This window comes from Xanthomonas sp. 10-10 (genome assembly GCF_040182365.1).
Taxonomy (GTDB): Bacteria; Pseudomonadota; Gammaproteobacteria; order Xanthomonadales; family Xanthomonadaceae; genus Xanthomonas; species Xanthomonas arboricola_F.
In genome coordinates, this window is sequence record NZ_CP144460.1 from 2,911,090 (window position 1) to 2,923,661 (window position 12,572).

8 protein-coding genes and 1 pseudogene are annotated in these 12,572 nt (G+C 65.3%); 4 read left to right on the forward strand and 5 right to left on the reverse strand.

The window, feature by feature from the left end; all coding sequences use genetic code 11:
- Positions 1 to 136 precede the first annotated feature (136 nt).
- The 4 genes from VZ068_RS12320 to VZ068_RS12335 form a co-directional block, all read right to left on the reverse strand.
- On the reverse strand, positions 137 to 1,252 hold the full coding sequence (locus VZ068_RS12320; RefSeq protein ID WP_349655466.1) for a polyamine ABC transporter substrate-binding protein: 1,116 nt from the start codon (positions 1,250 to 1,252) through the stop codon (positions 137 to 139).
- A 218-nt stretch (positions 1,253 to 1,470) separates the two neighbouring features.
- Positions 1,471 to 2,838 carry an aspartate aminotransferase family protein gene (locus VZ068_RS12325; RefSeq protein WP_349655467.1) on the reverse strand — a complete coding sequence of 456 codons (1,368 nt, stop codon included), beginning with the start codon at positions 2,836 to 2,838 and terminating at the stop codon, positions 1,471 to 1,473.
- Between the two features lie 808 nt (positions 2,839 to 3,646).
- On the reverse strand, positions 3,647 to 5,032 hold the full coding sequence (locus tag VZ068_RS12330) for a glutamine synthetase family protein (protein ID WP_259160794.1): 1,386 nt from the start codon (positions 5,030 to 5,032) through the stop codon (positions 3,647 to 3,649).
- Positions 5,033 to 5,038: 6 nt separating this feature from the next.
- Complete coding sequence (locus tag VZ068_RS12335; protein WP_349655468.1) at positions 5,039 to 5,794, reverse strand: gamma-glutamyl-gamma-aminobutyrate hydrolase family protein; 756 nt, start codon at positions 5,792 to 5,794, stop codon at positions 5,039 to 5,041.
- Positions 5,795 to 5,942: 148 nt separating this feature from the next.
- Here VZ068_RS12335 and VZ068_RS12340 point away from each other — a divergent pair, with 148 nt between their 5' ends.
- The 3 genes from VZ068_RS12340 (at position 5,943) to VZ068_RS12350 (ending at position 10,033) form a co-directional block, all read left to right on the forward strand.
- A complete protein-coding gene (locus VZ068_RS12340) occupies positions 5,943 to 7,322 on the forward strand; it encodes a glutamine synthetase family protein (protein ID WP_349655469.1) in 1,380 nt (459 codons plus the stop codon).
- Positions 7,322 to 8,638 (forward strand): FAD-binding oxidoreductase, encoded by a 1,317-nt coding sequence (locus VZ068_RS12345; RefSeq protein ID WP_349655470.1) that lies wholly within the window; start codon positions 7,322 to 7,324, stop codon positions 8,636 to 8,638. The genes VZ068_RS12340 and VZ068_RS12345 overlap by 1 nt, the downstream gene beginning before the upstream one ends.
- A 96-nt stretch (positions 8,639 to 8,734) precedes the next feature.
- Positions 8,735 to 10,033, forward strand: coding sequence for a diguanylate cyclase (locus tag VZ068_RS12350; protein WP_259150727.1), 1,299 nt, complete (start codon positions 8,735 to 8,737; stop codon positions 10,031 to 10,033).
- A gap of 134 nt (positions 10,034 to 10,167) precedes the next feature.
- On the opposite strand, the gene VZ068_RS12355 is transcribed toward VZ068_RS12350, so the two are convergent.
- Complete coding sequence (locus VZ068_RS12355; RefSeq protein ID WP_259150729.1) at positions 10,168 to 11,475, reverse strand: MFS transporter; 1,308 nt, start codon at positions 11,473 to 11,475, stop codon at positions 10,168 to 10,170.
- 634 nt (positions 11,476 to 12,109) lie between these two features.
- Here VZ068_RS12355 and VZ068_RS12360 point away from each other — a divergent pair.
- Positions 12,110 to 12,350: pseudogene (locus VZ068_RS12360) on the forward strand (hypothetical protein); the annotation flags it as partial.
- Positions 12,351 to 12,572 lie beyond the last annotated feature (222 nt).

Here is a 12,572-nt window from a genome sequence, read left to right on the forward strand (position 1 = left end):
CAGCACGCGCTCGCAGTGCAATCGATGACGATGGCCCAGCTGCGCGCTGCCGCGACCGGGTTTGCAGTCTCTCAGCCAATGATTGGCGATTGATGAAGATGCGGCCACCTGCGCCGCATCGTCGCCCCGCCCCGTCTCAACGGCCGGTCTTGATCTCGGTCCACAGCCGCGTGTACAGGCGATCGACGTCCGGCGAATTGATCGCATAGGTGAACATCTTGGCGGTCACCTCCGGCGGCGGGTAGATGGTGGGGTCGTTGCGGATCGCCGCATCCACCAGCGGCGTGGCGGTGCGCACCGGGTTGGCGTAGTGGATGAAGTTGCTGTTGGCCGCGGCCACCTCCGGCTTCAGCAGGTAATTGATGAAGGCGTAGGCGTTGTCAGGATGCTTGGCATCCTTGGGGATGGCCAGCATGTCGAACCATTGCGGCGCGCCTTCCTTCGGAATGGCGTAGGCCACATTGACGTTGTTGCCGGCCTCCTTGGCACGGTCGCGCGCCTGGATGATGTCGCCCGACCACCCCACCGCCAGGCAGGTATTGCCGTTGGCCAACGAGGTGACGTATTGGCTGGAGTGGAAGTTCTGCACGTACGGGCGGATGGTCTTGATCAGCGCCGCGGCTTTCTCGATCTCGGCCGGCACGCTGCTGTGCGGGTCCAGGCCCAGGTAGTTCAGCGCGATCGGGATCATGTCCGAGGGCGTGTCCAGAATGGTCACACCGCAATCCTTCAGCCTGGACAGATTCTCTGGCTTGAACACCAGATCCCAGCTGTTGGCGACATCGGTGCTGCCGAAGATCGCCTTGAGCTTGTCGACGTTGTAGCCGATGCCGGTGGTGCCGATCATGTACGGCACGCCATAGGCATTGTTGGGGTCCTGTGCGGCGATGCGGCGCATCACGTCAGGATCCAGATTGGCCAGATTCGGGATCTTGCTTTTGTCCAATGGCAGGAACACACCGGCCTGGATCTGCCGGCCGAAGAAGTTGAGCGTGGGCACCACCACGTCGTAATCGCTGCCACCGGCCAGCAACTTGGTTTCCACCATCTCGTCGCTATCGAACACGTCGTAGGTGACCTTGATGCCGGTGCTCTTTTCGAACGCGGGGATGGTGTCTTCTGCGATGTAGTCGGAGTAGTTGTAGACGTTGAGCACCTTGGCCTGCGCCTCGGCCTTGCCCGGGGCGCCACCGCCGCCGCAGCCGGAGAACAGGGTGATGGACAGGGTCAGTGCGAGCAGTCGCAGCGTCATGTGGGTCTCCAGGGCAGCGCGATGGGGCGGCCCGGCATCGCGGCCGGTCTGCGCCCAGCCTACCCACCGCGCCCGGGTTTGCACAGCGTGCGGTGTGTGGGCGGCGGTGCGCGGGTGCGATGCGCTGCAGCGTCGTGATTGGCGAAGGTCATTGCCGTCGGTGGCGCTTGCTGCACGGCAGCTGCGCGGCCCTGGGGCCGAAGGCATGCCGCCACGGCTTACCTGCCCAAGGCCTGGGCGGTATCGTCCAACGCCGCCCAGGCCTTGTCGAACAGCTCATCGACCTGGTCGCAGGTGATGATCAACGGCGGCGACAGCAGCATCGCATCGTAGGTCGCGCGCAGGATCAGGCCCCGCCGCAGCGCGAAGTCGCGACACATCGCGCCGACCCGTCCGCGCCCGGGGAAATACCTGCCGCGCCGGCGCTTGTCCGGCACCAGTTCCAGCGCCCCGACCAGGCCCGCAATCCGCGCCTCACCGACCAGCCGATGCGCGCCCAGCTCGGCCCAGCGCTGCGCCAGATACGGCGCGATCTGCGTGCGTGCGGTGTCCACGATGCCTTCGTCCTGCAGCAGGCGCAGATTCTCCAGCGCCACCGCCGCGCACACCGGATGCCCGGCATAGGTGCCGCCATGCGCCAATTCGCCGCCTTGCTGCTTGAGCACCCCGGCCACGCGATCGCTGAACATCGCCGCCGCCAGCGGGATGTAGCCGGAGGTGATGCCCTTGGCCAGCGTCATCACATCGGGCTGGAAGCCGAAGTAATCGGCGCCGAACCATTCGCCGGTACGTCCGAACCCGCAGATCACCTCATCGGCCACCAGCAACACATCATAGTGCCGGCAGATGCGCTGGATTTCCGGCCAATAACTGCGCGGCGGGATGTACACCCCGATCGCACCCATGATGGGTTCGCCGATGAAGGCCGCCACGTTTTCCGGACCGATCTCGAGAATCCTGGCTTCCAGACGGCGCGCGGCAAGCAGCCCGTAGTCCTCCGGCGCCATGTCCCCGCCATCGCCGAAATGATTGGGCGGCTCGATATGCACGATGCCCGGTATCGGCAACCCGCCCTGCTTGTGCATGCCCTGCATGCCACCCAGGCTGGCACCGCCCATGGTGGTGCCGTGATAGCCATTGTGGCGACCGATGAAGACCTGTTTCTGCGGCTGCCCCTGCACCGCCCAGAAATGCCGCACCAGGCGCAGGATGGTGTCGTTGGCCTCCGATCCGGAATTGGCGAAAAAGGCATGATTCAAGTCGCCCGGCGTCAGCTCCGCCAGCTTGGCGGCCAGATGGATGGTGGGCTCGGTGGTGCACTGGAAAAAGCTGTTGTAGTAGGCCAGCTGCTCCATCTGCCGCGCCGCGGCCTGCGCCAGTTCGATACGCCCATACCCCACATTGACGCACCACAACCCTCCGAACGCATCCAGCAGTTTGTTGCCGTCGGCATCCCACACATACACGCCCTCACCGCGCGTGAGGATGCGCGTGCCCTTGCCCGCCAAGACCGCGTTGTCGTTGAACGGATGCAGATGATGCGCGGCATCGAGCTGCTGCAACGACCTGAGCACAGAAGAATCCACGACCTGCTCCACGCATGAGGAACCAGGAGCATACCCACGCCCTGTTGCCGGACCGTGGACGGCTCTGCAGAGTGCCCTGCCAATCCCCTGCGTGCCCGACAGACAGGTGGGCCGCGAGAACTTGCCCTGCCACCGACGTCGCCCTCATCCGCCCTTGGGGGCACCTTCTCCCCCATGAAGGAGGACAATGTCCCGATGGGAGAAGGAAACGTCTGACGACGTAGGTGGCCTGCACATTTCGACTACGCTTCCGGCCTCCTGCCCGGCACTGCCTGGCATGCGTATGGCATCGCCGCACCTTCGAGCTGCGCCCGTTGCAGCGCTTGCCTTGCCTCGCCTTGCTTCGCCCTGCCTTGCCTTGCTTTGCTTGCGCTTTTCCGGGGCCCCATACCGCAGCGGCAAGGCCGGCAGATACAACCCGCAGGGCGGCGCGCATGGATGCGCGACGTTTTTGTAAGGGACATGGATGTCCCTTACAAAAATTTCTGCCGGACTTGCGCACCCGCAGCGCCGAAGGCGCGCAGGTCGCGAGGACGGGGTGTGCTTTCTTTTTGGTTACTTTTTCTTTGCACAAGCAAAGAAAAAGCAACTCGCGCCCGAAGGGCGTGAAAGCTCTGCTTTGGGTTCAACTATCCAGAACATCCCAACGGAGGTGAAGCCCTGCTCTGTTTTAAACCCCCAGAACCGCGCAAGCACACAAACCACGCCACGCTTCAACATCACCCAGCGCCGTACCCTCATCCGTCCTTCGGGCACCTTTTCCCGGCGGGAGAAGGGAAACGCCCGGCACGGGCTTCGACTACGTTGCTCACACATTCAACAACAGGAATTCGCGCTCCCACGAGCTGATCACCCGGAAGAACGTCTCATATTCCTTCCGCTTCACCGAGATATAGGCCCGCACAAACCGTCGCCCCAACATCTCCTGCAACGCATCGCACCGCTCCAGCCCATCCAGCGCCTCGCCCAAGGAGCGCGGCAGATCGTAGCCCTGCTCCTTGCCGTTGCTGCTGATCGGCGCGGTCGGCTCCAGCTTTTCGCGGATGCCCAGCAACCCGCAGGCCAGGGTCGCCGCCATCGCCAGATACGGATTGGCATCGGAACCGGCAAACCGGCTTTCCACCCGCATGTTCTGCGGCGCATCGATCGGCACCCGCAACCCGCAGGTACGATTGTCGAAGCCCCACAGCACATTGCTTGGCGAGACTTCGCCGAACATCAGCCGCCGGTACGAATTGACGTTGGGCGCCAGCAGCCCCATCGCCAGCGGAATGTATTTCTGCAGCCCGCCCAGATAGTGCGCGAAGGTGTCGCTGAACCCGCCCTCGCGCTTGCCGCTGAACACGTTCTTGCCGGTGCCGGCATGCAGCAGGCTCTGGTGGATATGCATCGCACTGCCCGGCTCGGTTTCCATCGGCTTGGCCAGAAACGTGGCATAGACGCCGTGTCGCAACGCGGCCTCGCGCATGGTGCGCTTGAACAGGAATACCTGATCGGCGCGCGACAAGGCATCGGCGTGGGTGAAATTGACTTCCAGCTGCGCGGCGCCGGATTCGTGGATCAAGGTATCCACGTCCAGCTCCATCGCATCGCAGTAGTCGTACATCAGGTCCAGGATCGGGTCGAACTCGTTGACCGCATCGATCGAGTACGACTGCCGCGCGGTTTCCGGGCGTCCGGAGCGCCCGGCCGGCGGCAGCAAGGGGAAATCCGGATCAGTGTTCTTCTGCACCAGAAAGAATTCCAGCTCCGGCGCCACTACCGGTTGCAGCTTGACCTGCGCATACGCATCGAGCACGCGACGCAGCACATTGCGCGGTGCCAGCTCGTGCGGCTGGCCATCCTTGGTGTAGCAATCGTGGATGACCTGCGCGGTCGGATCGGCTGCCCACGGCACCATGCGCACGGTGGACGCGTCCGGGCGCAGATGCATGTCCGAATCCGATGGCGAGGTCAGCGCGTAATAATCGTCTGGGAAATCGCCGGTGACGGTGGTGGCGAAGATGCCTTCCGGCAAGCGCGTGCCGTAGTCGTGCGAGAACTTGTCTGCCGGAATGATCTTGCCGCGCGCATTGCCGGTGATGTCCGGCACCAGGCATTCGACCTCGGTGATGTGGCGGTCCTTGAGCCAGCGGCGCAGTGCGCTTTCCGGCTGCTTGGGTGTGGATTTGCGCGAACGTGTGCGGATCGACATACAACCTCACTGACCGCGCTGAGCGGCATAACGGCGACAGGCCTCGCCGAAGGACTGGAAGATGGCACGGTAGAACGGATGCTGTGTGACATGCCATTCCGGATGCCACTGCACGGCGAGCAAGAATCCCGGTCCCGGGCCGCGAAAGGCCTCGATCAGGCCATCGGGAGCGGTCGCCTCGACCAGCAGGCCATCGGCCAGCGTGGCGATGCCCTGCCCGTGCAGGGAATTGACCCACACCTCGGCTCCGTCGCTCATCCCGGCCAGCCAGCCGCCGGGCTGCAGCCGCAGCGGATGCGCGGGGCCGTATTGCACCTCCAGCGCCGCGTTGCGGTCTTCGCGATGGTCGGCCAGTCCTAGCACCGCATGTACGCGTTGATGCAGGCGCCCGCCAAGCGCGACATTGACCTCCTGCAGGCCACGGCAGATCGCCAGCACCGGCAGGCCGCGCGCCAGCGCCTGCGGAATCAGCCCCAGGCTGGTGGCATCGCGCGCCGCATCGTGCGGATTGCCCTCCCAGCTGGATTGGTCGCTGTAGTGGTGCGGTTCGATATTGCTGACCGCCCCGGTCAGCAACACGCCGTCCAGCCGATCCAGCCACACGCCGGCATCCAGGCTGGGCTGCAGGCTCGGCAGCAGCACCGGCATGGCACCGGCCGCGTCCACGACCGCGCGGATGTATTTTTCGCCGGCCGCCAGAAACGGATGCGGCCCTTGCGCGATGCGATCGGTCGGCAATCCGACCAGCGGTACGACAGCCATGCAGACATCCCGATGCGGTGCGTTGAACGGCAGATGCGTTCGAACTTACCGCGCCGCTGCTGCCATTGCCACCGGCCGCGCCCTTGCATGGCCGCAAAAGATCACGCGTGCTTTGCTAGGCTGGGCGGCGACTTCGCAGGTGGTGCCCATGGCTTCCGAGACTTCCGTCGCATCGCTGCCCGCTGCCGATGCCGCCACCCTGGCGCGCATCGCAGGCTGCCATTCCGTCGACCTGTTGTTGCCCGACACCAACGGCGTGCTGCGCGGCAAGCGCGTCACTGCCGATGCGCTGCACAAGGTCTACCGCGATGGCGTGTGCCTGCCGATGTCGCTGATCGCCACCGACATCACCGGCAACACCGTGGAAGAAACCGGGCTTGGCTATGCCATCGGCGATGCCGACCGCATCTGCCGGCCGATCCCCGGCTCGCTGCGCCCGGTACCGTGGGCGCCGCAGCCCATGGCGCAGCTGCTGCTGGCGATGCACACGCCGGACGGCAGCCTGTTCGAGGTCGCACCGCGCGCAGTATTGCAGCGGGTGGTGCACGGCTTTGCCGCACTCGGGCTGACCCCGGTGGTGGCGGTGGAGCTGGAGTTCTACCTGTTCGATGCGGTGCCCGATGCGCAGGGACGCCCGCAGACGCCGCGCGACCCGGTCACCGGCATCCGCAGCGACAGCACGCAGGTGTATGCGTTGCAGGACCTGGACGATCACCGTGGCTTTACCGATGCGGTCACCGCTGCATGCCGCCAGCAAGGCATTCCCGCCGATACTGCCGTGGCCGAGTACGCACCGGGCCAGTTCGAGATCAACCTGCAGCATCGCGCCGATGCGGTGGCCGCCTGCGACGAGGCGATCCTGCTCAAACGCACCATCAAGGCCATCGCACAGCAGCAACGCATGCTGGCCAGCTTCATGGCCAAGCCCTTTCCCGGGCAGGCTGGCAGCGGCCTGCACCTGCATGTCAGCCTGCTCGATGCCGACGGGCACAACGTGCTGGCCGGCCCGGCCCGGATGCCTGCCGAGAGCCTGCGCCACGCCATTGCCGGGCTGCAACGGCATGCAGACGCGTCGCTGCTGTTGTTTGCCCCGCACGCCAACAGTTACCGACGCTTCGTCAGCAACGCCTTCGTGCCGCTGGATGCCAGCTGGGGCTTCAACAACCGCACCGTGGCGCTGCGTATCCCGCATAGCGATGCCCGCAACACGCGTATCGAACATCGCATCGCCGGCGCCGATGCCAACCCGTATCTGGCCGCGGCCGCGGTGCTGGCGGCGATCCTGGATGGCCTGCAGCAACCCGCCGAGCCCACGCCGCCCATCAGCGGCAATGCCTATGCGCAAGAGGTCTTCGAGCCACGCACCTGGCAGGGCGCGGTCGATGCGTTCGTGTCCAGCGAGTTCATCGGCACGCAGTTGGGCACACAGTTCCGGCATGTGTTCGGGCAGCAGAAGCAACGCGAGCTGCTCGACTATCAGGCGTTGGTGCCGGACATCGATTACGCCCGGTATCTGCGGACCGTGTGATGGGCAGCCCGGCCAACCCGCTGCCGCATGCCGACACCGCGGTTGGCGGCTATCCGGACAGCTGGTACGCGCACAGCGCACCTGCCCTGCCCGCGCAGCCACGCCTGCGCGGCGCCGAACACGCCGACGTCTGCATTCTCGGTGCCGGCTATACCGGCCTGACCGCAGCGCTTGTACTGGCCGAAGCCGGCTACCGGGTCGTCGTGCTGGAGGCACGGCGCATCGGCTGGGGCGCTTCCGGTCGCAACGGCGGCCAGGCCATCGTCGGCTACGGCTGCGAACAGGAAACCCTGGAAGCACTGGTCGGCGATGCAGATGCGCGGCTGCTGTTCGATTTCTCGCGCGATGGCATGCGCCTGCTGCGCCAGCGCATCGCGCGCCATGCCATCGCCTGCGACTGGCGCGATGGTCATGCCCATGTCCCGCTCAAGCCGCGCCAGGTGCGGGCACTGCAGCACGGCATCGTGCGCATGGCCGAGCGCTACGACTATCCGCTGGAGTGGTGGGACCGCGCCCGCACCCGCCAGATGCTGGACAGCCCGCTGTATCTGGGTGCGATGTTCGACCCCGCCAGCGGCCATCTGCATCCGCTGGCCTACGCCTTCGGCCTGGCGCGGGCGGCGCTGGCGGCCGGCGTGCGCATCTTCGAGGACGCGGCGGTGACCCGGCAGGACGCTGGTGCACAGGTGACGATGCACACCGCCGAGGGCAGCGTCACCGCGGACTTCGGTGTGATTGCCGGCAACGCCCTGCTGCACGGCATCGCCGCGCCGCTGGAGCAGCGCATCATGCCGGTCGGCACCTATGTCGGTGCCACCCCGCCGCTGGGCCAGGCGCGTGCGCGTGCCCTGATCGGCAACGACATGGCGGTGGCCGATACCAACTGGGCGCTGGACTATTACCGGCTCAGCGCCGATCACCGGCTGCTGTTCGGCGGGCGTGCCAGTTATTCCTCGCGCCCGCCACCAGGCCTGCAGCGCCTGATGACCCGGCGCATGCACACCGTCTTCCCGCAGCTGCGCGATGTGGAGCTGGAGACCGTCTGGGGCGGCTATGTGGACATCTCGCGCAACCGCGCGCCGCATTGGGGGCGGCTCGCGCCGAATGTGTATTTCGCCCAGGGCTTCTCCGGCCACGGCGTGGCGGCCACGGGTCTGGCCGGCCAGGTGATCGCCGAAGCCATCGCCGGCCAGAGCCAACGACTGGATGTGTTTGCACGTATCCCGCACCGCCCGTTCCCTGGCGGGCAGCGGCTGCGCACCCCGCTGCTGGTGGCGGCCATGAGCTGGTACCGCCTGCGCGATGCGCTGTGGTGACCGCCACCGGGAGAATCGCAAGCTGCGACGAAGCGCTCAAGTTTTGACGAGCAGAGCCGTTAGCTGATCTGACGGTTCGATCCACACGGCCAGCCGATGTCCCCAGGTACCCTACATCGCAATAGTGAGAGCGCAGTCCTGCCGCAACGCGTGTTGCTGGTGGAGAACTCGCGCACGTTCACCAGCATGCTGCGCGAAGCCATCGAGCAACGTGTGGAACTGCCGGTCACGGTCGTATCGACCCTGGCCGAAGCCGCACGCGTGCTCGACGAAGAAGACGGTTGGTTCCTGGTCCTGACCGGCCTGGTGCTGGTCGACGGCGACCGTGACAAGGTGGTGGAGTTCTTCCTCTCGCGCAACCTGCCGACCGTGGTGGTCAGCGGCGTGTACGACGAGGATCTGCGCCAGCGCGTGCTGCAGCAGCAGATCATCGACTACGTGCTCAAAAACGCACCGGGCAGCATCGAATATCTGGCCTGGCTGGTGCAGCGCCTTGAACGTAATCGCCGTATCGGCGCGCTGGTGGTGGACGATTCCTTGTCTGCTCGCACGTATGCCGCCGCCCTGCTGTCGATGTACGGCTACCGCGTGGTGCTGGCCGCCGACGGCGCCGCCGGCCTGGAAGCGATCGAACGCGACCCCGGCATCCGCCTGACCATCGTCGACCAGGAAATGCCGGGCATGGAAGGCGTGGAATTCACCCGCCGGTTGCGGGCGCTGCGCTCGCGCGACAAGGTTGCGGTGATCGGCATTTCCGGCAACAGCGACTCGTCGCTGATCCCGCGCTTCCTGAAGAACGGCGCCAACGACTTCCTGCGCAAGCCGTTCTCGCGTGAAGAATTCTTCTGCCGCGTCTCGCAGAACGTGGACCAGCTGGAATTGATCGGTACGCTGCAGGACCTGGCCACCCGCGATTTCCTCACCGGCCTGCCCAATCGGCGTTATTTCCTGGAACAGAGCCAGCGGGTGATCCCGCAGTTGCTGTCGCAGGACCAGACGGTGACCGCGGCCATGCTGGACATCGACCACTTCAAGCACATCAACGACACCTGGGGCCACGAAGCCGGCGACCAGGCGTTGCGCGCGGTGGCCGCATCGGTGTCCGGGCATGCCCGCCCGCAGGACCTGGTGGCGCGTTTCGGGGGCGAAGAATTCTGCCTGCTGGTGCCAGGGCTGGATGCAGCCAATGCCACCAGCTACTTCGAAGCCCTGCGCGAAAGCATCAGTGCGCTACGTGTGCGCATCGGCGACGACACGCTGAGCATGACGGTGAGCATCGGCGTGTGCATCGCGACCGAAGGCGACCAGTCGCTGCACCACCTGTTGAACGAAGCCGACAAATATCTGTACCTGGCCAAGGCCGGCGGGCGCAACCAGGTGCGCCTGGCGAGCTGAGCGCCGCACGCCCGCACCAACAAGGCCGCTGGCCTGGACGCAGCTCAAAGTGCGTCTTCTCCAGCACCGCAGGAACGCAGCGGGGCGCGACCAGGCGTTAGCGATCACCCACCATCTCAGGCCGACACCCGCGCTTACCGCAATCGCGTATCGAAGAGCATCGAGCGACGCGAACGCCGCGCCACCATCAGCGCGAGCAGGCTCAGCACCGCGGCTGCGCCAAGGTAGTAACCCACCGCCTGCACCCCGTAGCGTCCCGCCAATTGCGTGGCCACGTACGGCGCCGGTGCCGCGCCAAGGATGCTGGCCAGATTGAAGGACAACGACGCGCCGGTGTAGCGCACCTCGGTGGGATACAACTCCGCCAGCAAGGTGCCGCAGGGACCATAGGTCAGCCCCATGAAGAAGAAGCCCAGCCCAAGGAAGGCCAACACCTGCAATGGGTGATGGGCCTGGAACAACGGCGCAAACGCCAGCCCGAACGCAATGATGGCGACGCTGGCCAGCATCATCGCCAACGGTGCGCCGTGCCGATCGCCGAACCTGGCCGACAGCGGGATGCCCAGCGCAAAGAACACGATACCGGCCATCTGCAGCAGCAGGAATTGTTCCTTGTCGTAGCCCAGCGTCTTTGTGCCATAGCCCAACGCGAACACGGTCATCAGATAGAACAGCACGAAGGTGGCGAACGCGCCCAACGTGCCAATGATCAACGCCGGCCAGTGCTGCGAGATCACGGTACCCAGCGGCAGCCGCACGCGCGTCTTGCGATCCAGGGCTTGTTGAAAGTCCGGCGTTTCGGTGATGCTCAGGCGTACCCACAGGCCGGTGATCACCAACAGGGCGCTGGCCAGAAACGGCACCCGCCACCCCCATTGCATGAAGGCCGCATCGTCCAGCAGCGCGCCCATCCCCAGGAAGGTGCCGGTGGACAGCAGAAAGCCCAACGGCGCACCCAGCTGCGGAAACATGCCGTACCACACGCGCTTGCCCGGCGGTGCGTTCTCGGTGGCGAGCAACACCGCTCCGCCCCACTCGCCGCCCAGGCCCAACCCCTGACCGAACCGGCACAGCGCCAGCAGCAGCGGAGCCCAGACCCCGATCTGCGCATAGCCGGGCAACAGACCAATGGCGACCGTGGACAGGCCCATGGTCAACAGCGCCGCCACCAAGGTGGCCTTGCGGCCTACCCGATCGCCGAAGTGGCCAAAGACGGCCGAGCCCACCGGACGCGCGATGAAGGCCACCGCAAAGGTCGCCAGCGACTGCAGCATCGCCGCACTGCCGTCGCCGGCAGGAAAGAACAAGGTCGGGAACACCAGCACCGCAGCGGTGGCATAGATGTAGAAATCGAAGAACTCGATGGTGGTGCCGATCAGGCTGGCGAACAGCACGCGCGCGGGTGAATTGATGGGTGTGGCGAGCGGCGCGGCGGCAGTCATCGTTGATCGGCATCCAGACAAGACAAGACGGCCGATTCTGGCAGATCACAGCAGTGGTTTGCGCAGGCCAACCTGCCTGCAAAAAGTTACAGACGTGACCGCTTGTTTTGTCGACAGCAAGGCAATGAGATCTCGGTTGTCTTGGGGGTAATCGGAGTGCGGATAGATCACTTGCGAAGCGGATGGTCTGCGACCTGGCTGCAGGGTCCTCGTCTGCCGCCTAGCATCGCGGGACCCGCCGCACGTAAGAGGCGTTTATACAAAGCAGATAGGTCACTTGTAGAGCCGATGATCTGCGGTTTGGCTGCAAGGCCCTTGCCCGCCCACCATCGCAGGACACGCTGCAAGTACGTCCTTGTAAGCTCTTACGCGGCATCCATGCCGCGTAAGGTCCCGCGACGGTGGGCGGGCAAGGACCAGTCGAGAGGGTCGGTATGCATGGCTTTCAACAAAACAGCCAGCAAACTGTCTGGCGCGATGTCCTCGCCGATTGCGGGACCGTTGGCGGCATGGATGCCGCCATCGAGCCTCCACGGACGGATTCACGGCGTGTCCCGCAAGCGGTGAGGGCATCGCGCCCTCGACGCTGTGAGTTTGCTGCAGGGCCTTCACCCGTCCACCATCGCGGGACACGCTGCAAGTACGTCCTTGTAAGCTCTTACGCGGCATCCATGCCGCGTAAGGTCCCGCGACGGTGGGCGGGCAAGAGCTGGTCAAGATGGTCGGTATGCATGGCTTTCAACAAAACAGCCAGCAAACTGTCTGGCGCGATGTCCTCGCCGATTGCGGGACCGTTGGCGGCATGGATGCCGCCATCGAGCCCCCATGGACGGGTTTACGGCGTGTCCCGCGAGCGGCGAGGGCACCGCGCCCTCACCGCTGTAACTTTGCTGCAGGGCCCTTGCCCGCCCACCATCGCAGGACACGCTGCAAGTACGTCCTTGTAAGCTCTTACGCGGCATCCATGCCGCGTAAGGTCCCGCGACGGTGAGCGGGCAAGGGCCAGTCAAGATGGTCGGTGTGCAGGGTTTTCAGTAAAGCTGCCAGCCAACTGTCTGGTGCGGTGTCCTCGCCGCTTGCGGGATCGTTGGCGGCAT

What these genes read in the sequence shown, in the direction of transcription:
- VZ068_RS12355 (WP_259150729.1), bottom strand. Translation starts at nt 11,475, where the DNA reads ATGACTGCCGCCGCGCCGCTCGCCACACCCATCAATTCACCCGCGCGC.
- VZ068_RS12320 (WP_349655466.1), bottom strand. Translation starts at nt 1,252, where the DNA reads ATGACGCTGCGACTGCTCGCACTGACCCTGTCCATCACCCTGTTCTCC.
- VZ068_RS12350 (WP_259150727.1), top strand. Translation starts at nt 8,735, where the DNA reads ATGTCCCCAGGTACCCTACATCGCAATAGTGAGAGCGCAGTCCTGCCG.
- VZ068_RS12340 (WP_349655469.1), top strand. Translation starts at nt 5,943, where the DNA reads ATGGCTTCCGAGACTTCCGTCGCATCGCTGCCCGCTGCCGATGCCGCC.
- VZ068_RS12330 (WP_259160794.1), bottom strand. Translation starts at nt 5,032, where the DNA reads ATGTCGATCCGCACACGTTCGCGCAAATCCACACCCAAGCAGCCGGAA.
- VZ068_RS12335 (WP_349655468.1), bottom strand. Translation starts at nt 5,794, where the DNA reads ATGGCTGTCGTACCGCTGGTCGGATTGCCGACCGATCGCATCGCGCAA.
- VZ068_RS12345 (WP_349655470.1), top strand. Translation starts at nt 7,322, where the DNA reads ATGGGCAGCCCGGCCAACCCGCTGCCGCATGCCGACACCGCGGTTGGC.